Origin of the sequence: Gracilibacillus pellucidus (genome assembly GCF_033949965.1) — a bacterium.
Classification (GTDB): domain Bacteria; phylum Bacillota; class Bacilli; order Bacillales; family Amphibacillaceae; genus Gracilibacillus; species Gracilibacillus pellucidus.
In genome coordinates this window covers 274736-299079 of record NZ_JAWZSR010000003.1, presented here as the reverse complement: position 1 = coordinate 299079, position 24344 = coordinate 274736, and the positions used below count along the sequence as shown (strand labels likewise).

General features: G+C 36.1%; 26 protein-coding genes. 8 read left to right on the top strand and 18 right to left on the bottom strand.

The features are described from left to right. Nucleotides 1-4: 4 nt before the first annotated feature. Together SH601_RS07090 and SH601_RS07085 are read left to right on the top strand one after the other, a co-directional pair. Entirely contained in the window at nt 5-676 is a 672-nt protein-coding gene (locus SH601_RS07090) for an ABC transporter ATP-binding protein (RefSeq protein WP_319957574.1), read from the top strand. Further along, nucleotides 669-2096, top strand: a complete 1428-nt coding sequence (locus SH601_RS07085) for a PASTA domain-containing protein (RefSeq protein ID WP_319957572.1) — start codon at nt 669-671, stop codon at nt 2094-2096. The genes SH601_RS07090 and SH601_RS07085 overlap by 8 nt, the downstream gene beginning before the upstream one ends. Nucleotides 2097-2236: 140 nt before the next feature. Here SH601_RS07085 and SH601_RS07080 read toward each other — a convergent pair whose 3' ends face one another. The 7 genes from SH601_RS07080 to SH601_RS07050 all read right to left on the bottom strand — a co-directional run bounded on the left by SH601_RS07080 (nt 2237) and on the right by SH601_RS07050 (nt 8953). Next, nucleotides 2237-2746, bottom strand: coding sequence for a GrpB family protein (locus SH601_RS07080; protein ID WP_319957571.1), 510 nt, complete (start codon nt 2744-2746; stop codon nt 2237-2239). Between the two features lie 38 nt (nt 2747-2784). Then, nucleotides 2785-3666, bottom strand: a complete 882-nt coding sequence (locus SH601_RS07075; RefSeq protein WP_319957570.1) for an AraC family transcriptional regulator — start codon at nt 3664-3666, stop codon at nt 2785-2787. A 171-nt stretch (nt 3667-3837) separates the two neighbouring features. After that, on the bottom strand, nt 3838-4845 hold the full coding sequence (locus SH601_RS07070) for a pectinesterase family protein (RefSeq protein WP_319957569.1): 1008 nt from the start codon (nt 4843-4845) through the stop codon (nt 3838-3840). Between the two features lie 19 nt (nt 4846-4864). Further along, on the bottom strand, nt 4865-6352 hold the full coding sequence (locus tag SH601_RS07065) for an extracellular solute-binding protein (protein WP_319957568.1): 1488 nt from the start codon (nt 6350-6352) through the stop codon (nt 4865-4867). 274 nt (nt 6353-6626) lie between these two features. Continuing rightward, the gene (locus SH601_RS07060; RefSeq protein WP_319957567.1) at nt 6627-7541 is read right to left on the bottom strand and encodes an alpha/beta fold hydrolase; all 915 of its coding nucleotides are present in this window, start codon (nt 7539-7541) and stop codon (nt 6627-6629) included. A 141-nt stretch (nt 7542-7682) separates the two neighbouring features. Further along, entirely contained in the window at nt 7683-8228 is a 546-nt protein-coding gene (lepB, locus tag SH601_RS07055) for a signal peptidase I (protein WP_319957566.1), read from the bottom strand. Between the two features lie 56 nt (nt 8229-8284). Beyond that, nucleotides 8285-8953 (bottom strand): TVP38/TMEM64 family protein, encoded by a 669-nt coding sequence (locus tag SH601_RS07050; protein ID WP_319957565.1) that lies wholly within the window; start codon nt 8951-8953, stop codon nt 8285-8287. 177 nt (nt 8954-9130) lie between these two features. On the opposite strand from SH601_RS07050, the gene SH601_RS07045 reads away from it, so the two are divergent. From SH601_RS07045 to SH601_RS07030, 4 genes are all read left to right on the top strand, one after another. Next, the gene (locus tag SH601_RS07045) at nt 9131-9526 is read left to right on the top strand and encodes a YhjD family protein (RefSeq protein ID WP_319957564.1); all 396 of its coding nucleotides are present in this window, start codon (nt 9131-9133) and stop codon (nt 9524-9526) included. Nucleotides 9527-9591: 65 nt separating this feature from the next. Then, complete coding sequence (locus SH601_RS07040) at nt 9592-9963, top strand: hypothetical protein (RefSeq protein ID WP_319957563.1); 372 nt, start codon at nt 9592-9594, stop codon at nt 9961-9963. Next, entirely contained in the window at nt 9950-10447 is a 498-nt protein-coding gene (locus tag SH601_RS07035) for an RNA polymerase sigma factor (RefSeq protein WP_319957562.1), read from the top strand. The genes SH601_RS07040 and SH601_RS07035 overlap by 14 nt, the downstream gene beginning before the upstream one ends. Next, entirely contained in the window at nt 10440-10667 is a 228-nt protein-coding gene (locus SH601_RS07030) for a hypothetical protein (RefSeq protein WP_319957561.1), read from the top strand. The genes SH601_RS07035 and SH601_RS07030 overlap by 8 nt, the downstream gene beginning before the upstream one ends. A gap of 102 nt (nt 10668-10769) precedes the next feature. Here SH601_RS07030 and SH601_RS07025 read toward each other — a convergent pair whose 3' ends face one another. After that, entirely contained in the window at nt 10770-11300 is a 531-nt protein-coding gene (locus tag SH601_RS07025; RefSeq protein WP_319957560.1) for a competence protein ComK, read from the bottom strand. 191 nt (nt 11301-11491) lie between these two features. On the opposite strand from SH601_RS07025, the gene SH601_RS07020 reads away from it, so the two are divergent. Beyond that, complete coding sequence (locus tag SH601_RS07020) at nt 11492-11944, top strand: DUF3939 domain-containing protein (protein ID WP_319957559.1); 453 nt, start codon at nt 11492-11494, stop codon at nt 11942-11944. 228 nt (nt 11945-12172) lie between these two features. On the opposite strand, the gene SH601_RS07015 is transcribed toward SH601_RS07020, so the two are convergent. The 8 genes from SH601_RS07015 to SH601_RS06980 all read right to left on the bottom strand — a co-directional run bounded on the left by SH601_RS07015 (nt 12173) and on the right by SH601_RS06980 (nt 22760). Further along, nucleotides 12173-13045 (bottom strand): AraC family transcriptional regulator, encoded by an 873-nt coding sequence (locus SH601_RS07015; protein ID WP_319957558.1) that lies wholly within the window; start codon nt 13043-13045, stop codon nt 12173-12175. 111 nt (nt 13046-13156) lie between these two features. Next, nucleotides 13157-14095, bottom strand: a complete 939-nt coding sequence (locus SH601_RS07010; RefSeq protein ID WP_319957557.1) for a hypothetical protein — start codon at nt 14093-14095, stop codon at nt 13157-13159. Between the two features lie 14 nt (nt 14096-14109). Then, complete coding sequence (locus SH601_RS07005) at nt 14110-15285, bottom strand: M48 family metalloprotease (RefSeq protein WP_319957556.1); 1176 nt, start codon at nt 15283-15285, stop codon at nt 14110-14112. Nucleotides 15286-15620: 335 nt separating this feature from the next. Next, the gene (gene lplA, locus SH601_RS07000; protein ID WP_319957555.1) at nt 15621-16616 is read right to left on the bottom strand and encodes a lipoate--protein ligase; all 996 of its coding nucleotides are present in this window, start codon (nt 16614-16616) and stop codon (nt 15621-15623) included. A 451-nt stretch (nt 16617-17067) separates the two neighbouring features. After that, the gene (gene hemY, locus SH601_RS06995) at nt 17068-18465 is read right to left on the bottom strand and encodes a protoporphyrinogen oxidase (protein WP_319957554.1); all 1398 of its coding nucleotides are present in this window, start codon (nt 18463-18465) and stop codon (nt 17068-17070) included. Then, complete coding sequence (gene hemH, locus SH601_RS06990; RefSeq protein WP_319957553.1) at nt 18462-19397, bottom strand: ferrochelatase; 936 nt, start codon at nt 19395-19397, stop codon at nt 18462-18464. Before hemH ends, hemY begins: the two co-directional genes overlap by 4 nt. A gap of 15 nt (nt 19398-19412) precedes the next feature. Further along, nucleotides 19413-20444: a uroporphyrinogen decarboxylase gene (hemE, locus tag SH601_RS06985; RefSeq protein WP_319957552.1), complete on the bottom strand. Its 1032-nt coding sequence runs from the start codon at nt 20442-20444 to the stop codon at nt 19413-19415. A 126-nt stretch (nt 20445-20570) separates the two neighbouring features. Continuing rightward, nucleotides 20571-22760, bottom strand: a complete 2190-nt coding sequence (locus tag SH601_RS06980) for a transglycosylase domain-containing protein (RefSeq protein ID WP_319957551.1) — start codon at nt 22758-22760, stop codon at nt 20571-20573. Between the two features lie 157 nt (nt 22761-22917). On the opposite strand from SH601_RS06980, the gene SH601_RS06975 reads away from it, so the two are divergent. Beyond that, the gene (locus SH601_RS06975) at nt 22918-23382 is read left to right on the top strand and encodes an antibiotic biosynthesis monooxygenase family protein (RefSeq protein WP_319957550.1); all 465 of its coding nucleotides are present in this window, start codon (nt 22918-22920) and stop codon (nt 23380-23382) included. Between the two features lie 5 nt (nt 23383-23387). Here SH601_RS06975 and SH601_RS06970 read toward each other — a convergent pair whose 3' ends face one another. Further along, a complete protein-coding gene (locus SH601_RS06970) occupies nt 23388-23870 on the bottom strand; it encodes a thioredoxin family protein (RefSeq protein WP_319957549.1) in 483 nt (160 codons plus the stop codon). 1 nt (nt 23871) lies between these two features. Then, the gene (locus tag SH601_RS06965; protein ID WP_319957548.1) at nt 23872-24294 is read right to left on the bottom strand and encodes a disulfide oxidoreductase; all 423 of its coding nucleotides are present in this window, start codon (nt 24292-24294) and stop codon (nt 23872-23874) included. Nucleotides 24295-24344: the final 50 nt, after the last annotated feature.

Below are 24344 nucleotides of genomic sequence, written 5' to 3'. Positions count from 1 at the left end.
AATCATGATATTAGAAGCAAAAGATTTAAATTATTATTATCAAGATGGCGAAAGTCGTCGCTTTATCTTAAAAGATACAAATGTTTCCTTTGAAAAAGGAAAATTTTATACAATTTTAGGTCAATCAGGATCAGGTAAAACAACGTTACTATCACTACTAAGCGCCATGGATAAACCACACACTGGTGAGGTGCTATTCAACGGTCAAAATCTTGAAGCAATCGGTCACGAAACATATCGTCGTAATAAAATCGGGATTATTTTTCAAAGTTACAACCTCATCCCTACTTTTACAGCAGTAGAGAATGTACTAATAGCTATGTCGATTACGCAAAATGAACTACCTAACGAACATAAAACAGTTGCTTATAATTTGTTAGATTACATTGGCATCTCTCGAGATAAAGCGGACCGTACTGTCAATAAACTGTCTGGTGGAGAGCAACAGCGTGTAGCAATTGCACGTGCGCTCTCAACAAATGTGGAACTTATTCTTGCCGATGAGCCGACCGGAAATTTAGATGAAGAAATGGAAAAAGAAATTATCGATATTTTTATGAATTTAGCCCATGAGCACAATAAATGCATCGTAATGGTTACCCATTCTAACGATATTGCCCAACAATCTGATCAAACATTTTATCTAAAGAAAGGCGTCTTGCATAACCATGAGTGATTTCCTTTCCAATTTTGATAAAGATAATTACGATAAGTTAGATAAAAAGAAGAAAAATCCAGTAGAACAACAACCGAAGCAAGAAAAAGAAGAAACAAAAGAATCGCCTAAGAAAAAAACAACATCTCCAACACCGAAACAAGAAACATATACACCTGAGACTACTGAGCACAACGATCAAATTGAAATTGATCCGAATTATCAACGAAATAAGCGAATCAAATTGTTGATTTATATCGGGAGTGGCGCTATCTTTCTTCTATTAATCGGGTTCATTTACTACTTTACGCAATACGTAAAAATGGAAAGCTTTATCGGTGAACCTGTTGCCGAAGCAAGAAAATGGGCGGACGAAAACAAGATGGAAATAGCTCTAGAACAAGAATATAGCATGGAATATGATGCTAACCAAGTTATCGAACAAGCGGTTAAACAAGGTAAACGCGTGAAAAAAGGCTCAACAATCACGTTAACTAGTAGCATCGGTGCAGATCCTGAAGCACATATCGAGTTGCCAGCCTTCGAAGAAATGACATTGAGTGAAGCAGAAGCATGGAAAGACGAAAATAAGGCGGATAATCTTCAAATCGTAACAGAATACAGTGAAGATATTGAAAACGGGGATTTCACTCGTTTTGTGATTAGAGATGAGTCTATAAATGAAGAAGAGTATAAGCGCCAAGACAATGCTACTGTCTACTTTTCCAAAGGTGAAGAAGTGTTCAAAAAAGATATTAAGGTTCCAAACTTTGTCAGCAAAACAAAAGAAGAAGTAGAGCAATGGGCAGAAGCAAATGATATAGAAATTAGCTTCAAAGAAAAGCCATCGAAAAAAATAGAGACCGGACTTGTAAGCAAGCAAAACATTGATCCTGAAGAAATGATTGCCAAAAAAGAAAAGATGAAAATCACTATTTCACTTGGAGAAGCAACAGAAGTACCTAACTTTGCTTCCTTAACGATGGATGAAGCAATGAATTATGAAGGTTTAAACGTTACCGTTAAACAACAATTCCATAATAATGTTAAATACGGACAACTTATTGCACAGTCCATTGAACCAGGAACAGAGATAACAGAACAAGATAATCAAAATATTACCGTTACGTATTCAGAAGGCAAACCATATTTACGAGATTATCGTGGCCAACTGGAAGGCGATCTACCTCGAGCATTTTACGATGATTATCAATCAAAAGGAGCAAGCATTTCCTATATCGTCAAATATGTTGACGCTCCAGAAGTAAAAGGAACCGTTGTAGGTATGAGTCAATTTAATGAGTATGTGTCGATGGACTATACAGTAGAAATACGGGTCAGCAATAATAAAAATGCGGAGCCAGGTATGTTTGACAGTCCTGATGATGATATCGATATCGAGATGGATGAAGCTGTTGAGATGGATGATGTAGAGAAATAATCCAAGTCATGTAAAAGCCACTGAGAATCTCTTGATTTTCAGTGGCTTCTTATGTCTATCTTAGTTGTTTTCATTAGTTTCAACATTTTGAAAGTAATGAAAACAATAGGGTTTTTACAGGCCTTTACACCATGATAAACTTATGTTCTAGCTTTCTCTATTATCCTCTTGATAAATGGCTCTTTCTTCTTCGTATATGTCTGTCGCTCATATTTATAGCTAAAAGCTAGTTTCTTTTTCATTTCTTCATATTCTTTAGCTGCCTCTGTATGTGACCTTAGATAATCTCGGAATAGTATTTTTTCTATCCATTCACTACTGCCGAATTCACAAATATGCAAATGAACAGTTCCTTTTCCCCATTCACCTTTCCTAAAAAAGCGTCTATCCTTTAACTCTTGCTTAGGCACATACTCATAACCGAGCTTTTTTAATGGTTGCACAAAGTCATGGACCTCCCGCAAATCTTTCATACCGACAAGAATATCTATAATCGGCTTTGCCATTATCCCTTCAACAGAAGTACTGCCAATATGTTCTATTGCAATTACTTGTGGCATCAAAACAGTTACAAGCTGCTCCTTCTCTAGATCAAATTGTTTCTTCCATTCAGGACTATATTCTTGTAGGTTTACTATTGTTTGTTCCATTGTGCCGTCTCCTTTATCTTTATCTTCATCTGCATTTTCTATGTTTCGAAATGCTTATTGTTTTTCCGATATTGATTCGGCGTAATTCCTGTCTTTTCCTTATATCTTCTATTAAAACTAGAAGCAGACATAAAACCAACATATTCCGCAATCTGATGGATTGGTATATCTGTTTCTGATAGTAATTTATTTGCTTCAAATACCCTTCTTTGCAAAATATATTCTTGAATCGTCACGCCAAATTCTTCTTTAAAAAAATGAGACACATAATACTTACTCATATGTAATTTTGCTGCGATGTTATCTAGTCGCCAATCCGTGTTCCAAACATCATTTATCTCTTTAATTAACCGGTCATGAACAGCCATTTTTTTATTTTGATGTTGTTCTATTTTTTGATAAAGGATATCTTTATGTTCATTTTTGACTTCTCGACAAATAAAAAGTAACAATTCTAATAAATATAATTCAATCGCCTCTTTTTGTTTCCAACTATCTTGCTGCCTGTGCTCTAGCAATAAATTATCTGTAATCACTTGTAGTTTTTCTGTTTGCCAGACGAATAGATTCAATAAGAAATGTGGTGAAGAAAGCTGCTCTAAAAAAGAAGAAAATGTTTGATAAATAGGATGACTATCAGGGAGAAAATCTTCGGTAAACATCACGACGATTCGCTCATATGTTGCTCCTTCTTTTAAACTTACCCGGTGGAATTCGGAGCTTTTAAAAAGAAGAATCGCATTTTTTCGTAACCGATATACCTTTTCTTCAAACATGTACATTGCCTCTCCTTCTTTCAGCCATACAATCTCATAACCTACATGTCGATGATAGATAGGCATTTGCGAAGGTTCCTTCTTATCTTGGATTAAAAAGCCTGGTACATATTCATCTTGAACTGGTACTGATAATTCTCCCATGAAAAGTCACCTCTGTGATTAATTATTTATCACGGAGCAAACGTCTGTAAAACCCCCACTTCAAATTTCGAGTGAAAACAAAGAAGGTAAGTGGGGGATAAACGGACGCTAACGCCCTGATAAGTTTCGCTAGCAATCAGTGGGAGTCACACACTCCCACTGATTGAAGTCTCACTTTATACAACGTTCTCTTAAGTAATGACGAAACGCATCTGCTTCGTTCTCTGGTAACTCTCTTCTGTTCTCATTAACAGCAGAACCTTCCCCTTGATTTTGATATTCATACAACCTTGCATCCATTGGCGAAAACCCTCCCATTTCTGTCCATGCTTCACGTTTAATATGGCCGTCCATATTACAACGATAAAACAAAACACTTGCTTGTGCATCTGGATCTCCACCTGGGTGCCAAGGTCTTCCTAAATAAACGGTTTCATTTTTCATTGTAGCTGATTCCTTTAATAAGTGGCAAGCTTCAAATAAATAACCATACGGTGTATGAATAGAAGTGCTTGCTGCTGTAATATATCCATTATTAAAGGACTCTCCTCTATCTAAAGAAATAATGTCACATTCTTCAAAAACTGCTTGCCCTGCTCCAAAAATAAAATCAACGGCACCTTCAATCATACAGTCTTTGAAATAGTGTGTTCCTTTATCTACAAGCAACGTATCTTGATATCCTTTAAAACGACATCCTATTATTTTCGTGTGATTACTTGCTTCTGCAGTCCGAAAAGCAACGGCCTGAACATTTTTCATTCTTGTTTCATCATTCTCATTTTTCGTATACTCTGCCATGTAGTCAAAGCCATTCGCAAATGTTAGATGATAAGCAGTGAAATTAGCTTGTTTGACGATTACACTTGCACTTTCAAACGTACCATATGTGGAACCATCATCTTTCTTTGTCCCACTCGCTACATCATAAGTTAGAATCGTTTGATCACGATCCTCTCCAACTAGTGTAACAGATGGAGAGGTTATTTCTAACTTTTCATAATAGATTCCTTTTGCTATAAAAATGTTGCCCGCTCCATCTTCTATACTACTTAAAGCGGAAGCAACCGTTGTATATACCTTTTTCCCTTGTATTTCATCTACTTTACTATGTTGATCAACAATCAAATCAATCGTTAGCTGATACTTCTCTTCTACTTTAGTGATATCATAACTCATTCCATCACACCTACTTTACTTATTGTTGATATGCTTCATTATATTCTTCGATTACTTGCTCTCCACCTTCTGCTTTCCATCTGTCTATCTCTTCATTGAATCCATCTAAATCAAGATCACCTAGCATATAATTAGACGTTGCGTCATCGATAATTTGCTGAAGTGCTCCACCTTTTTGACCAAATGTCTCTGAATCAAGTGGTGCGGTTGGATCATTAATTAAAATGTTGTTATTATCACGAATTTGTTCATATTGTTTCGCATATAGTTCATTTTTCGGATATGGCTGATATGCATCGACCGTTGTTTCATCACCAATAACAAGTCCTAAAACCGGACGAACTTCACGTTGTGATTGTTCTGTGGCAGATTCGATACCTTTCGCTTTACCGTCTACCACTTCATAATGTGTTCCTTCAATCCCATAAGTAAGTAAATTATAATTTTCAGGTTTCATTAATTCATTAAAAAAGGCTAATACGTTTCTTAAGTCTTCCTCTGTTTCGTTAGATGCTTTCGGAAATAACACAACCGATCCATAACCCGAATTAGACCAGTTACCTGGGCCATTATTTGGTCCTGAAATGCGATTTTGTACATCTAATACTGCATCTGGATCACTTGCTTGTAATTGATCTTGAAAGCTTCCTGCGCTACAAATACAACTTACTACCGCTCCAGCCTTACCTGTTATTAACATATCATTTTGATCACTTTGGCTCGTCGCAGGAAAGTCTTGGTTTACATAACCTTTTCCTCTTAAATCTTTAAAGAAATCCATCGTATCGATATATTCATCAAACATAAATTCTGGAAGTAGTTCACCATCTTTTTCGCCCCAATTGTTCGGTGTTCCAAAGTATGAACTAGTAAATTTAAAACCACCATATACAAGGTCTGAAGCTGCTGCTACACCAATTGTATCGTCTTCACCACTGTTATTAGGATCATCTTCTGTAAATGCTCGAAACATTTCATATAATTCATCCGTGTTTGTCGGTGCATCTAACCCTAAATTATCTGCCCAATCTTTACGATAAATCAATCCCCATCGTGATGCGTCACGCCCGGAATATAAAGTATACAATTTACCATTCACTCTAGTATTGTCCAATACATCGGGATTCAGATTACGTAAATACTCATAATCCTCAAGAAACGGCTCAATATCCCAGTATTGATTTTCATCGATGGAATCTTTCATCTTTTTAAATGAATCTTGATTTTTCACAAACAAAGCTTGAGGAACTGTACTTGTTGCAATAACTGCGTTCATCTTCTCATCGTATACTTCATCCATTACCCATGTGATGTCTAGTTTTGTATCTGTAGCTTCTTCTATTTTTTCAATAATGGGGTTATCACTTGCTGGCGCTTGAGCAGATGTTAAATTAGCCATGATGGTAATTTCATCTGATTGACCAGCACTGGAACTACTCGAACACGCCACACATATTACGAACAACAAACTAAACATACTTGCCTTTAATACATGGTATCCCTTCACTTTGTACCCCTCCTTGATATAAGAAACGCTTCTATTAAACAATATTCGTCAATTTCTTCAGAATCTCTTTATTTTGGTAAGCGTTTTCAAAAGAATTGTAACATACTTACCTATTCATTCCATTAACAAGGATTGCTAAAAAAATTGACCAATATTGCTGTCGTTCCTAATAGATTGATTATCGGTTAAATCTCACTTCTCAAAGAGACGGCAAGAATTACCGCCTCTTATTCACCTATTTTCTCGCTCTACTGTACATCTCCTAAAACAAGCATTACAAGGAGTTTACCCTATTCCTATGCATTATCTCACTTTCTTCATAATACTTATCAAGAAACATCCTGATCTCTTTATTCATTTTCACTAGATACTCTTCTGAAGGAAAATGACTCATGTCATAACTTTTAAATGCTACTAAATTAGGAATAATCTCTTTTGCTTTATCATGTATTTTACTTTCCGGAAAAAAAATATCCTTCTGCCCTGCGATTATTAAAGTAGGAGCACGATAGTTTGCTAATTCTTCTTTGTTTGTAAGTTTAGGCATGTTCTGTTCGAGCTTGACATATTTCATGACATCCCCGATTAACTCACTATCGATGTCTTTCATCATATTATCCGACATAGCATTTGTCATTTTTTTGAGGTGTTTCTTTGATGAAGTAATGCGGAAACAAATAAGTGGATATAAAACATCCTTTATCATACGCCGTTTAGAGCCAAGATTAATACCTGCTGGAGCTACTAAAACAGCACACGCTATCTTTTCCGGCATGAATGTCGCTAACCGAAGAATAATCCCACCACCATAAGATGGTCCGACAAATGCACATTTTTGAATGTGATAATGCTCCATTACATCTTCAATCCATTGAGGGAAACTTTGGTCTTCTGCAGATATTCTAGTTTCAGCACTAAGCCCAGGATGACCAATTGTATCAGGAGCATATATCCTATAACGTTTAGCTAATGATGAGAACCATGAAAGTGTCATCGGATTAATACAGTTACCACCCTGAAAAACAAAAACCGGTTGGCCATCCTCTGGTCCTGCCACAAGTACATGTGTTTCCCCAAACCTAGTCTCTACATACTCTCTTCCCACATCGAAGAGTAAAGTGTTCAAGTATTTTTCGTATTTATCATGTAATACCTGTTTACCACCTTTACTCTTATAAATAGTTGTCATCTCACACCTCTTTTTTAATTTTTTATAAATACTTGTTACGCCTTCTTTTCTCACCACGATTATACCATATAATTCCACAAAAAAAGAAGCCGCTCCACAAACATACTTTGCTAGAACGAGCTTTTATTTGAAATACTTTCCTTATTTAATAAATGTAAAATTAATATCTGATACTGGCCAATAGCGAATATCGACTTTTCCGACTACTGAACCTTGGTCAACAAATCCTATATCTCTACTATCATAACTTTTCGTTCGATTATCTCCTAATACAAACAATTGTCCTTCTGGTACAGTCGTTTCTCCTGTTAAGTCTTCCAACGTTAAATCTTCTGTTAATCGTTCCACTTGTTCTCTATACGGTTCTAAATAAGGCTCATCAACTGGTTCATCATTCACATATAATACATCGTCTGAATAAGTTATCTCATCACCTGGTATACCTATTACTCTCTTTACATAATCTTCTGTTTCATTGGCATGAAAAACAATCACATCAAACCGATTAATATCCATCATATCATATACCATTTTGTTAACCATTAATAGATTCCCATCATATAGCGTTGGTTCCATTGACTTACCATTTACAGCATAACTCGCAAATAGATAAGAACGGAAGAAGATGGTCAACAAAGAAGCAAAAATAACAATACGTACTATCTGCCAAATCCGTTTTTTCTTCATAGCATTTCCCTCCAAAGGGACTTTCTTTATTACTAATTTACCCCATTTGGAAAAATTTAATTCATTTTATCTCCATCTTTTTCCTCAGATCTTTTTTGTAAATAGCTCTCTATATATTTTCCGACCACCCAAAGAATGACTACACTTATCGCCACTATAATCGTTCTCATTGGGTTTTCAGCAAAAGAAGTAATACTTTCTCCAACATACGATATGGTAAATACCATCACACCTTTACCTAGTAAGACAGCTAACACAAATTGATAAAGTCCCATACTTGTTAAGGCAGCTACAACATTAATAATCGCTGTCGGTGAAAATGGAAAGCAAAGCAACAAAAATAGTGGTCCAAATCCGTGACGAGATAACCAATTTGTTACTTTCGATACTTGTTTATTTCTACTTAGCCATCTAAAAAACCTCAAATGTTGATAGCGTCTTACCAAAATGAACACGACAATAGTTCCAGCACTCGTACCAGACCAAGACAAAAGAAAACCTTCTAACAAACCATATGCCGCAGCATTTGTTACCACAAATAAAATAATTGGTAAAAAAGGGAGAAATGACTCTATAAACGGAAGTAAAAAACCTGGGATTGGACCTAAGCTCGCATAACTTTTCAGAAGAAAGTCAATTAATTTACCATATTCATTTGCTTCAATTAATGCATCTATTTGATCAACATTTATATGGATTAAATTACTTATATTGTATGCTATCATGCCTTGTATAACTCCTTCATATGACGAAAAACTTTCTTTTCACTATATTTTAATACGTTTTCTTCTCATTTCCTACTCTTTCACAAAAAATTCCTATTATTTTGCTTAAAATGTTGCATTTTTTTTAAAGTAAGCATATAATAAGAACAAACGTTCTTGTGGAGGTGGAAATGGAAAATGAGATATTTAAACGAACAAGAGTGGCAGTTAGCTTCACGTTTTCTATTTTTATCAATGGCTTTAACTGTCATTAAACATGATTTACAAAAGATGAACCAATTATCCCCATTTAAAATAAATGAACCATATATTGCACTATTAGAGAAGATGGAGAAAAACGCAACAAATGAGCGACGAGAATTACGTAAGAAGATGCAACAGGAGAAAATCCAAGTATTAGCTGCTGAAAAAAAAGATTCGTTCACCTCTTACTTGTTCCTTTGTAAAGGAAAAGAGGAAAAACGAAATTACTTTAATCCTGCTATTCGCAAAAAAGTCGAAGTGATTTTAGAAGAGTTGTTAGCACACGCTTATGATTCCGTATCTTCAGAAAAGGAAAAAATAAAACTGTAATTTCTTTCAAAAAATGAACCTTTCATCTCCATTAATGGTATAAATAAATGAAGGAGATGATAAAAATGGAAATAGGTTGGTTGATTAGTGTGATCGTTGCCAATGTTTTAGGTGGATTATTTGTCACGCTCATCGCTACGATGAACAAAAAAGTAGTAAAAGACAGACTGGGGAATATCGATTTTAAAAAATCAGATCTTTATTTTTACTGGACTAGATGGGATTATACTATGATCGTAGCTGCTATTTATACATTTATATGTATTACTGGATTATTTGTCTGTTTGCTTTCAGGAGAGAATATTGAAAACCCTTGGGTACAATTTTTCCTTCACCAAACATTCGTTTTTTCTTTAGTCACATTCATTTGGTTTATTACTCGATTAGCGTATGTATATAAAGGAATTAAAGAGCGGTGGTCTGATGAGTTCAAATGATCCTATCCAGATAGAAAACCTATTTAACACTTACCATCAACAAATTTATCAGTTCACCTACCGCTACACACAAGATGAAGCATTAAGCTATGATATTGTCCAGGATACATTTATTAAATTTCAAAAATATGCAGATGATTTTGATCCCACTAAGTCCCATATTCGCACCTTTTTGTTTAGAATCGCTTATCAATTAACGATAACTAAACTAAAAAGACAAAATAAATTTAAAAAGCTACTCCCTTTTTTATACGAACAACACCAAGAAGAACCTGTTTCACTAGAAGAAAAACTTACAATTCGTACTGCCTTACAGCAATTAAAGCATGAACATAGGTCTGTAATTATATTTTCTTATTATCATGATTTAAGTCAAAAAGAGATTGCAGATATTTTGCAAATTCCCATAGGAACAGTAAAGTCAAGGCTACACACCTCATTAAGACAGCTTAAACACCTATTGGAGGTTGATGATAATGAATAAGCATGATATTCCAGATGAATTACATCAAAAACTAGATGAATTTGAAATAGAAGTACCAGAAATTCCACTAAAAAAATCATTATCACAACGGATCGCAAACTGGCTTTATGCGCCAGCAAAAAATCCTGTTGATTATTTTTCCAAACAATGGACACCATTAAAAATCGCTTTATTTCCTATAATCATTTTATTTTTGTCTATACCTTTTCTATTCATTTAAATTTTTAATATAAACAATGATTCTTGCTGTCGTCCGTAATCCCCCACTTCAAAATTAAAAGATAAAGTGGGGGGACAGACAGAGAAAATGAAAATGACTAATTTAGATCCCTTTATGCCATTTTGCTTCGGCTACTTGTTGAGAAACTTCGAGGATATCCTGGACCTTGTTATTAAGCAGGTAACGATATTGAGCAGTGCGGTACAATTGATTGATCAGCGAAGCATAAGAAACTTCTAACACTAAATCGCGGCCATTTTTAAATACTACTCTTGTTAAATGTGGTTCCACTTTTTCCAGTTCTAATACGTGTGAATGAGCAATCCATGTACATGTTTTTTTCAGAGGGGATTCGACAGGAAAAAAATACATCCCGCTTATCCGATCGATCGCAATTGGTGGCTTATGTGTAATTTTACTTAACATTTTTGTACCTTCCATCAATCCTTTTAAACTAATGCCAAATGATTTGCACGTCATATCCATTACTTTTTGAGCACTGAAAGTAGTTTCATAGTCATCTACTTCCTCATACTCAATCACTCTAGTAAGGTACCCCTGCTCTGTCTTGTGACCTACAACTGCCAACGTTTTCGGACTAATTTCTCTAACTTTCTCCATTAACATTTCCATTTATCTTCCTCCTTTTACTTATTCCCCTATAATGTAACAAGTTATTGGCATTTTCGAAATCAAACATACGATAAAAGCCCTATTTTTCTATTCACACTACTATTTTTCTTGAAATTTGCTATAATTTTCTTAAATAGAGCAACTGAGTGGCCTTTTTTACTAAAATTTGCGCAAAAAGCGAGGTGAATCATTTGTGGTTTAAAAAGAGAAAAGACAAGAAGGAAAAATTCCCAACAAAAGCAATATCGTTAGAAGAAGTACGATCTGCCATCCATACCTACAGCAAAGACTTACCACCAAACATCCCACTTAAAATTTTAATTCAAGATGATTTATCATTGGACTACACATTATTAGCACCTATTTTGAAGGCGATTCCAGAAAAGAACTATTATATGTCGAAGGAGACGTATGATTTATTTGAAGAAGAAGACAAACATATCGCACATGCATTAGATCAAGTCCAACAAGCAGTCGATCAATATATCGCACAAACAAAAGAATTACCAGTCATTGATCATGATCCATACCGTAAAGTGAACTTTTTTAAATTGGAACAACTAAACTTGATTAACGAACGACCAGAAATGGATTTTTATATTACAGATCAGGAGCAGTTAGTGACAACAGAAAAACCTAAGTAAAAGGAGTCTGAACAGAATAAAGAAAAAGTTAAGCGTTAATCACCCTCAGAACCCTTGATTATACCGATTGGTGATGACATTACTATTTTCCAAGCAAATAAAGAATGAAGGATATAGCAGCACTTTATCCTTCATTCTTTCACTAGAGTACTTGTCCTATTATTTAATTTATTCTCGGAAATGCTTCTTATAGACCGTTTGTATCGTTTTTTTCTGCTAAAAGTCTATTTATTTCTTCTCAACTGGTATCCAAATCTCACATTTGAAAGTTGATGAATTAAAATCACTATTTTCATTCCAAAGAATCTCTGGACCTTTCGTTTGCTGATAATGAGAGGAAGGAAACCATTCTGAATAAATTCTTCCCCATGTTTCTTGCAAGTGTTGTGGAAAGGGGCCAATTGATTCAAAAACTGCCCAAGTATAAGCTGGAACCTCCAATGAACTCCATTGTTCTGGGCTCTCTTTTGTTGTAGCAACCCCAATATAATGATCCAATTCTCCCTCTTCCTCCATACGTCCTTCTGAGAAATTGGTGGATGCTTGAATGATCCCAGCAGGTTCTGTGTTCACGAACTCTTTCAATTGTGCTATTTTCTCCTTGTTCAGTGATTTCCACATGGCAGTGATCTCTGGATTCTCCCCTTCAAAAATAATTGGCACCCGTTTTTGGACACCAACAATTCGGAAAGAGTCCCTTTCTTCGATACGATAATTCATCTCATTTCCTCCTTCAATTGATAATTGGAAGGTCATTTTTGGAAAAGATTTCAATAGTGAACCATTCAGTTTTACTTCAGATGGGTTAATACCATGCAAATCACGAAAAGCCCTTGCAAAGGAATCTGGAGATTGATAGCCACATTTGATAGCAATATCAATCACTCTTGTATTACTATTTTGTAATTCGAATGCAGCAACAGTTAAACGTCGTCGGCGAATATATTCAGATAAGGCAATTCCAGCTAAAAAAGAAAACATTCGTTTGAAATGATACTCTGAACAACAAGCGATACTAGCTACTTTTGCATAATCCATCTCATCAGTAAGATGCTCCTCGATGTAATCCAATGCTTGATTTAGTTCTCGTAATCCACTCATTACATGACCTCCTTGACTAAAGAATAGCAGAAAAAGGATAAGCACACCCGACTTTTGGTGCACACTAATGTCGGATTAAAAAAAGTCCTCGACTGTGAATCGAGGGTTTCCCTAATTTGCATGATAGATAAGCTGTTCCCATATATGGTTTGCTTGATCAATGTTGTTGCTAACATCATGATTGAGACGTATTAGCTGTGAAATCGTCTCCTCTACTTTTTGATACATCTCACTTACTTGCTGTTCTGACTGGTTAATTTTATCTTGTACAAACCAGTCTACAATAAGACCATCAAAAAAGTAATCAGCAAACGTTAATCCGCCAGAAATCTCCACATTCGTTTGAAAAGATTTACCGATATCATTTAATTCATGTGAAAATTTCCGTAATAAACGCTGGGCATCATGTGTAGCTTGCTTAGCGTCATCGATATGGCTATGTTTTAAAGAAGTGGAAATCAAGCCTCCACCAAACATATCAACCGTTCCCCAGTTCTTCGCCTTATCTAGTGAAGATAGTGCTGATGATAGAGCTCGTTTTACCTTTTCGCCTGCATCAATCGCTTCGGCAATTTCCGTTTTCTCGTCTTGCATGTTGCCCAGTTTATCTAATACGTCAAGTGCTTGTTGTCCACTTTCATGATTAGTATCTAACAAATATTGATACTTCTCTTCTAATAAGTGCTGATAACGAACATCAGGCTCTCCTAATGCACAGATTTGTTGATCCAATGCGGAGATATCTTCTCGCACATCTTGAACAGATGCTTTTGCTTCTTGATAACGTAATTGCGCTCTTGCGACTTCCTGCTTCTCTTCATCTAGTTTTTCAGCCTTTTGACCAGTAATTGAATAAAAGATATTCGCTACACTAAAAGACTCTAGCTTTTCAACATCAATTTTTTCATCTTGCAGTTGTTGGTAGCATTCCTGTTTTTGTTGCTCTAACGTTTCTAACTCAACAGCTAATTCTTTTCGTTCGTGTTTGCATCGATTTAATTTGCGCTTATCTTCTTGAGCCTTTACAATTTTTTGATAATAATGAGTCAATGCCATCACCTCTATTACCTATACGAATCAAATGATGGATTTGTTTCACGATTCTCTATTTCTTCTTTGATTCGTTCCATACGCTCTGCTATAGAAGGGTGACTAGAACGAAACCAACTAATCCATGGTGCTGGTGAGATATCTGCTTTAGATTGTTCAGCAAGCAAACGATAGCTTGTCAATGCCGGATATAAGTTTTCCGTATGCTCAATCGCATATCGGTCTGCTTGATTTTCCATCTCCCTAGATACCCAAAGTGATAGAGGCTGGGTGAGCATGAGTATTGTTACGGTTATCAATAATAGTTTAGTTAAGGACGGCAAGGAATATATGCTTTTCCAAGAACGAGTCCATTGTTGCAATATGATACATACAACAAGTGTCAGCAAAAGATATAAGCCAACTCCCCAGTACACGTGATGATAAATATAATGCGCGATCTCATGGGCCATAATAAATAAAATTTCATTCTGATCCATGCCAAGAATGGTCGTATCCCATAACACAATCCGTGTATGCTGGAAGATACCTGTCACATAAGCATTATAGGTAGATGTTTTCTCACTTTTATTTGCAACGAGCAGTGTTGCATCATTAATGCCCGCATCTTCTGTTAACGTTTCGATTTCTTCGCGTAACTCTCCTTCTGGCAATGAGGTAAAATCATCGAACAACGGATCAATCCAAATCGGTTGTACGAATACAACAAATAGAACCACTGGAATGGCAAAAAGCCAAAGCATCAAGCCCCATAAGTTCGGCCATTTTTTCATCATTGCTCGTACCGTAAGTATGATGAAAAAGAGCACTAGCCAAAACATGCCGGTATGTAGTAATCGTTCTGCTAGCCAAGATAAGAAATCTTGAGTCCCTATTCCTTCTTTTATCGTGATTTGATACCAAATGAAGCGAAACGGGAAATGAACCACATAATCTAGAACGGTTAGCACCGTAACATATAACAGCACTTTCTTTATTTCTGATCGCATTCGTTCCAGTTGTTCCATTAGATTTGTTTTTTTTGTTAGTATGTATAACATCAATAGCTGTAATGGCCACATCGCAAAGAAAAAAGCATGAGCTAACGCTCCATAACGTGTATCATGAAAGGATGTGAGAGGATAAACATAATAAAAATAAAGAAAAAGTACTAATACATATACCGTATATCCTATGGTTATTTTTTTCATAGCGCCAACTCCTACATGAACTAGTTACTCCTATTATACGGATAAAGTTGGTATTTTTAGTCTTACTATATAAAAAAAGAAGCTGGGACAAAAGAGTAATTAGACAGAAAAAATCCGAACATCGAAACTTGCTTAAATATCGCTTCGGCAAAATACTTCGCTTTCCGCGGGAACGGCTTCAGCTAATTGTGTGAAGAAAACCACTTCACACAATGGATCTTCAGCTCGCGCTATTCCCGCAGGAGTCTACGTATTTTACCTACGCTTAGCATAGAATTGTTCGGATTTTGACTCTTCTTATTTAATTATGTCCCAGCCTCTATCAAAAGCTTGTTTTAATAAATTAATCCTAGGAAGTCTTCTTTGGTGATTTTACCTAAATAGTGTGACACGTCTATGTTACTTAACACTTCATCGATTGCTTGACGCTCATAGCGCACACCTTGTAATTGCTCTTCTAATTCTTTGACATCGCCAACACCGAAGAAGTCACCAAAAATCGTACATTGTTCAATGATACCTTTATGCACGTCTAAACGAACATCGACTAAACCACCAGCAAACTTATGAGATTGTTGAATATTAAATTTCGGTGATTTACCGTAATTCCATTCCCACTGTTGGTAGCGTTCTTTTGATAACTGGTGAATATTATCCCAGTCTTCATCTGTTAACACATATTGTGGTACATCTTCTACTGCTTCTACATCAAAGACATGGCGTAAAATATGTGCTTTTAATTCGTCCATTGATAATTTTTCGTCCATAAAATCAGAAATATTTGTGACACGACTACGAATAGATTTAATTCCTTTTGATTTAATTTTCTCTGTTTTTACATTTAGAGCACGAACAACATTTTCAATTTCAGAATCATACATAAGCGTACCATGACTGAACATTCTACCTTTAGTCGTAAATTGGGCATTCCCCGAAATCTTGCGACCATCTGCGACTAAATCATTTCGTCCTTTTAACTCTGCAGGTACCCCTAATTTATTTAATGCCTCCACTACTGGCTCTGTGAACTTCGCAAAGTTATGGAAGCTATTCCCATCATCTTTTGTAATAAAGCTGAAGTTCAAGTTTCCTTCATCATGATAAACAGCTCCACCACCAGATAGACGACGAACAACTTTAATGCCTTGTTCCTCTACATAATCTGTATTAATTTCTTCTATCGTATTTTGGTTTTTACCGATAATGATAGATGGTGCGTTAATATAGAAAAGTAAATATGTATCATCTGCACCAAAGTTCTTTAGCACATACTCTTCAATAGCTAAATTAATCATTGGATCGGTAATTCCTTTATTATCAATAAATTTCATTACTAGTTCACTCCTATTAATTGCTAATTATCTCTTACTAGTATAAAAGAAGTAGAAAGAGAACACAATGTATTGGCATTATTTCGACATAATACTCACTCACCTTATTGTACTATCACAAATAATTGATGTTTTTCTTTTGTTATAGTACAATGTTATCTATCAACACTTTTACATGAATGATTGTGTCGAATACTATCGTGCATCATTCAAAAAGTGTGAATTGTGCGGATTGATAATGTAGACGAACTACTATTATCCCGCCATCTAACTTATCATGTCTTTTACCCTTTTATCTTTCGTTTCTTTCATCCTTCTTATCCTGCAAAAGAGATGATGAACTTTCCCATCCAATTAATCAAGATAAAGTAAAAGACATATGCATCAAACAGACACCCAACTGTTTGATGCTTTTTTATTTGGGAAGAAAAAAGCAGAGCACTTATGAAAGTTACTCTGCTAAGAAATTCATTATTTTTTCAACTGCTGCCACGCCTTGGTCGATACAATCAGGTATACCGATACCTTCGTATGGACTACCTGCCACAAATACTCCTGGAAGTTCTGTCGCAAGACCGTTCTCCAAGTTATTCACTAACTCTTTATGACCAATACTATACTGTGGCATTGCATCCTTCCAACGAGAAACGACAGAAAAAAGCGGATCACCATCAATTTTCATCACTTTATTCAAATCATGTAAGACTATTTCTTCTAACGCTTTATCAGAAAGATCGACAACATCTTCATCACCTGGCCTGCCAACATAGCAACGAAGCAATGCTTTCCCTTCAGGTGCAGCTGTTTCAGGCCATTTTTTATGTGTCCATGTACAAGCCGTAATACGATAATTGCTGTTACGTGACACAACAAACCCTGTACCATCAATATCTTCTTTAATGGCAGATTGATCAAAAGCTAATGCGACATTTGCAACGGATGTAGCTTTCATATTTGCTAGATTATCGACAAACTCATGTCCCTTTAGCATCTGTTTCATAACAGAATATGGTGTCGCAATCAAGATAGCATCAGAAGAAATAGTTGAGCCACCCTTTAACTCTAATTCATAGCCGTCATTTGACTTCGTAATGTTGTTAACAGCTTTACCTTTCTGCACAATACCTTCTGATAAAGATGCCTCAATTGCCTCAATTAATGTTTGAAGTCCACCTTCAAGACTGTAAAACATACTTTTCTTCTTCTTACCTGGCTTTGGTGGAGCTGGCATCGTTTTTTGCAGTCCACGAATTAAACTGCGATGTTCCTGTTCCAACTGATAAAAATTCGGAAAAGTAGCCATTAAACTTAAATCATCCAAATCACCGGCATAAATACCAGATAGCAATGGTTCAATTAAATTTTCTACCACTTCATCACCAAGGCGACGTCTAAAGAATTTTCCTAATGATTGATCTGTTTGTTCTTCACCTTTAGGAAGAATGAAATCCATCCCTGCACGTAATTTACCAGTAAAACTAAATAATTGTGAGGATAAAAACGGTCGAACTTGTGTCGGGATCCCCATAAATGATCCTTGTGGCATACTGTAAAGATTATCACCTACTAAGATATACGATTTCCCTGAACCGTTCTTTACTAACTTATCGCCAACACCGACATGACGAGCTAGACGTTCTGCTGATTGCTTGCGAATTAAAAAGGAATCAGGACCTCGTTCAATCGTAAAGCCGTCACGTCTTTCGGTATTAATTTTTCCACCTAGACGATTGCTAGCTTCTAAAAGCTGAACTTGATAGTCAAGGTTGTTTTCTTTTATCTGTTGGTCTATATAATAAGCAGCAGTAAGCCCTGCTATACCGCCACCTATCACCGTTATCTTCTTCATGATTCGTCATCACGTTGGAATTTATTCCAAGCAACGCCCGCTAACGTATCAATAAATGCTGGATGTACATTTGGCATTGCTGGGCGATAATAGTCTGCACCGATCTCTTCACAAACTACTTTACATTCATAATCATTGTCATACAATACCTCTAAATGATCTGCTACAAATCCTACAGGTGCATAAATGAACGATTGGTAGCCCTTTTGTTCAAAAAGGTCACGAGTTAAGTCTTGGACATCTGGTCCTAACCATGGATCTGGCGTGTTTCCTTCACTCTGCCAACCAATTTCAACATTTGCAATGCCTGTTTTCTCTTGGATTAGTTTCGCTGTACGTTCTAATTGTTGTGGATATGGATCACCATGTTGCAAAATTTTCTCTGGTAAACTATGTGCAGAAACGACTAATACGGCTTTTTCTTTATCTGCAATCTTTTGATATTCTTCTGTAATTGCATCTGCCCAATAATTAATAAATCCTTCTGCATCATACCAGCTTTCCACTGATTTAATCGTAATACCATGTTTTTCTGCTTCTTCTTGTGCTCTACCATTATATGATTTCACACTGAATGTTGAATAATGTGGAGCAAGAACAAGAGAAATAGCTTCTTTTATACCATCTTTCGCCATTTGCTGTACACCATCTTCAATGAATGGCTCAATATGTTTCAAACCTAAGTAATAGACAAATTCTACTTCGTCTTGCATCTCATTCAAACGAGCTTCGATACCTTCTGCTTGCTCTTTCGTAATACGTGCAAGTGGTGAAATACCACCAATTGCTTTGTAACGTGATGTTAAGTCATCAAGCATTTCTTGGCTCGGTTTGTGTCCGTGACGAATATGTGTGTAATATCTTTCAATATCTGCTTCTTCATATGGTGTTCCATACGCCATTACGAGTAATCCTACTTTTTTCTTTGCCATTGTCAACATCCTTCCTTACTTCATTGAATATTCATGTATAAATGTTGTTAATTTTTTTAAACGTTCTGGACTAATTTCAGGTGTAACACCATGTCCTAGATTGAAAATATGACTTGGGTGTGCTTTTCCTTCATCAATAATTTGTTTTGCTTTCTCCTCGACAACATCCCAATCAGCTAATAAAAATGCTGGATCAAGATTTCCTTGAAGAGCTTTCGTGACATCTAAATCTCGAGCCTCTTTAATCGACATACGCCAGTCAAGACCAATTACATCTACAGGTAAATCATTCCACTCTTTGACTAAATGACCTGCCCCAACACCAAATAGGATTAAAGGAACATTCGTGTCACGTAATTCACTGAAAATACGATTCATGACGGGTTTAATGTACGTACGATAATCTGCTACATTCAATGCCCCAACCCAAGAATCAAAAATTTGAATAGCTTGTGCACCAGCATTCACTTGTGCCTTCACATAGGTAATCGTCATATCTGCTAGTTTATCCATCAAGGCAAACCATGCTTTATGATCACTATACATGAGTGCTTTTGTTTTATGATAATTTTTAGATGGGCCACCCTCTATCATATAGCTAGCCAATGTAAAAGGAGCTCCACTAAATCCGATTAACGGTACATTTAACTGTTCCTTCGTTAACAAACGAATAGTGTCTAACACATATGGAACATCACTCTCCGGATCGATTGTTCCAAGCTTCTCCACATCTTGTAGTGAAGCAATCGGATTATCAATAACAGGACCGATACCCGATTTAATTTCGACATCCACACCAATTGCAGGTAACGGAGACATAATATCTTTGTATAATATTGCTGCATCAACATTATACATTTCAACAGGTAACCTCGTTACATAGGCACAAAGTTCTGGTTGATGTGTTATTTCAAATAAAGAATATTTCTTTTTTAATTCACGGTATTCTTTTTGTGATCTACCTGCTTGCCTCATATACCAGACAGGCGTATAATCTGTCTTTTCTCCTCTAAAAGCTTTTAATATCGTATCATTAAATTTCGTCATCTCATTCACCCTTTTTTTCATTCTTCTCTATGATAGAAGGTTTCATCGATCCTGTATAGTACTTTTTTAAAACGTTCACTAAATTGTAATTATTATAACTAAGAAATCATTATAATTATTAGTTATTTAAAAGTCAAACTCTAAAACCGTTACGTTGGATGGTTCTCCATCCTGATTTGTTAAAGGATTGTGAGGGACTACATAGTACTCACCTGAACGGAAAAGATTAATGCGACTAATTGTGTAATGATCTTCTCCTTCTACCTCATCAATTAATTCGTCTTCTCCATCCTGCACACGTTCATAAATTCGATAGACCACACGGCTATCATCAGCAGGTGACCAAGTTAACGTACCTCGAAGTAGTGTCATGCCACCAAATTTGATCGTGGAAGTTAGATCATCTATTTTCGGCAAGTGAATAGGATCTGGCAAGTCCTCAACACCTTCTGGTTGCTCAAATTCTTCTGTTAAGTCCTCTCGTTTATCTACTTCGGTTAAAATCGACTTTGTTAATCTTGTAGCAGCTTCTGAACTAGTAGTAACATAATTATCCTCTGTTGCATTGTCATAACCGATCCAGGCCGTTGTAACATAATCAGGAGTAATTCCTGCAAACCAAGCATCCTTGACTGCACCTGTTTGTAATGGGTGTTGTGTCGATCCGGTTTTACCTGCTAACGCTTTGTTATATTCTCCTGCAGTTGCTGTCCCTTCCTCTGTAACACCTTGGAGCATCCGAAGCATATTCCAAGCTGTTTGCGGTTCGAAGACATTGGCAGTTTTCGGTGGATCTGGCAATACTCGCTCACCGTCTTTATTATAAACTGCTTGAACACTTCTCGATTCTACCCAGTTTCCATCACTAATAAACGTACGATAACCTTCTGCAACTTGAATAGGTGTTATACCTGTTTCCAAACCACCTAAAGCAATGGCAAGTCCTTTATCCTCTAGATGAATATCCATTTTTTCTAACATTGATTTACTATAGTCTATCCCTATTTGATCTAACAACCAGACAGCTGACGTATTCTTGGAATGAGCAACTGCTTGATACATGCTCACTTCTCCCTCAAACTTGCCATCAGCATTTTCAACACGATAATCATTATCATATTCGATATCTTGATCTGGAATCATGTCATATGGTTGATAATTTCCTAACTGCATAGCTGGAGCATATACTGCTAATGGTTTCATCACAGAACCAGGTTGTTTTTTCAGAAGCAAATGGTTCGGATCATTTAATTGAAAATGACGTCCTGCTAGTAAAGCTTTCAACTCCCCTGTTTTCTGATCCATCAACACAAAGCTACCTTCTATCTCATCATTAGATCCAGGGAAAAATGTGTCGTCTTGCATTTGGTCATAAGCAATCTTTTGTATGACAGGGTCCATATTGACTTTCACTGTATATCCACCACGTTTTAGCGCGTCACGACTCAATCCATATGTCGTATCCAACTCCTCCAATACATAAGCGAAATAATCAGCTAACCAAGGATCTCTTTCTTCATGTTGGGTAATTGTTTTTACTTTTTTCGCTTGAAGATCGAGCATTTCCTCTGTTGAAATAGTACCGAAATTCGACATTTGCTGCAGGACTAGATTTCTTCTCTGTTTCGCTTTTTCTATATCATTAATCGGTGAATACGTATTCGGCGCTTTCACCATCGCTGCTAATAAAGCGCCTTCTTCAATGGATAAGTCTTCAATATTTTTGCCAAAGTAATACTCAGCAGCTGTCCCTACACCGTGTACACCATGTGCTAAATAGATTTGATTTAAATAAAGCTCTAAAATTTCTGTTTTCGTAAAATTCCGCTCTAAATAAAACGAAGCCATTATTTCCTTTGTTTTTCTCATCCATGTTTTATCATTTACTAAAAAAAGATTTTTAGCCAATTGTTGGGTAATCGTACTTCCACCCTCCACTTTACTCATCTCGATAATATCACGATAAACAGCACGAGCAACAGAAACAAACGAAATACCTGCATGATCGTAAAACCGTTGATCTTCTATCGCTAGAAATGCATCAGCAACATGATCGGGAATTTGATCGAACGTGACATAATCTCGATTTTCTGTATATAATTTACCTAAGACAGTGCCATCATCTGCCACAACTTTGGAGGAGGTAGGCAAAATAACTGCACGTTCATCAAATACAAAACGTCCGCCAAACATAATAAATAAATAACCTATAATAGCGATTAAAAACATCGAACTAGTGATAATGGACAACCATTTATATCGTTTTATCCATCTCCAAATAGATGAAAGCATTTGTTGGATTTTTTCTTTTTTCAAATCATTACACCACCTTTCCTTCATTAGTGTAGTTTGTATGAAATATTGTTCATTAATCTAAAAACTCGAATATCGTGGTAAATTTCGACAATAACTTTATTTTATCATAAAAGTTTTCCAGAAGCCGAATGGAAGAATCGTGAAAGGAGTAATTAAGATGAAAGCATACATGACAAACGGAACGTATTCCTACTTGGAAAAGCTGAAGACCGAACAACATGTCAGCCCGTTATTATTACTAAATAATGAAGTAAAAACAGTTGCTTATTATGAAGACCCGCAACCATCTATCTTTGCAACGAGCCGAAACTTTACAATAATAGGACAGAGAGGCAAACTCGCTGAGGAAGGTTTTGTCAGTATCGTGCACATTCCCGTAACAATCGAAGGACGACCGATATTTGAACTAGAGTATAACGAGCGAATAGAGAGGATAAAGACAGCCGTAGCGATTCGATTACTACGTCCACAGACAGGAAATACGTATATATTGTTCATAGAATGGCTAGACAGTAGTGCATATAAAGAGTGGAAACAAACAAATCCCCTTCCACACAAAAAAGAAGATCCCTATATAGCCGGACCCGTCTATACAGAAACCTTCCATGTCGGAGAAGAATAGTCTCTCTACTCTTCTCCTAATACTTCTTGTTTAAAGAAGTTTTCGAAATTCGTTTGTGGTTGCTCTCCAACAATTCTTGCTGTTTCTTGTCCATTTTCATAATGGACAAGTGTTGGCGTACTTTCAATATTAAATTGTGGCCATGCAGGTTCAAACTCTAATAGGTTTAACTTCACTACATCGACACCTAATTCGTCTGCTAATGGTACAATCACAGGTGTCATTCGTTGACAATGCACACATTCAGGACTGTAGAAATAAACCGTTAAATCTTCGCCATCATCTAATTTACTTTGTAAGTCATCAGGCAATATTTGATTTTGATACATTGGATCGTCTAATTGATCAATCGTTGACTTACTTAAATCTGTTTTACCATATGGATTGTCTTTACCATCAATTTGTTTCGATTGTTGTTGCTGTACGACGAAAACTAGTGCTCCGAAAATAACGACGAGCACTGCTATAAAAATGATCATCTTCTTCATCTTAAGCGCTCCTTTTTTGCACAATTAAATAAATATGAATAATAAAAATAACAAGAAAAGCAACTAATGCTTGGAATGGAATAGAAATAAAACCAAGATAGTTCACATATGTTGTTGTACATGGAATCAAACCACATGCATCACCTGCCGCTTGCATTGCAGGTACTTTTTGAATTAAGTAATGATAAGCAGCAACAAATATACCTATTCCACTTAAAATAAGTCCTGGAAAAGCATAGCGAATATCTTTCTTATATAATGCATAGCCATAAATGACAACGAGCGGATACATTAAAATCCGTTGATACCAGCACATCTCACAAGGTGTATATTGCATTACTTCTGAGTAAAACAAGCTTCCCATCGTGGCAATTAAACTTTGTGCCCACACAATAAAAAGCAACGTGTCCTTTGTCTTGTTCATATCGCTCACATTCTCCTCTCACATTCATTATACATACAAGCATATAAAAA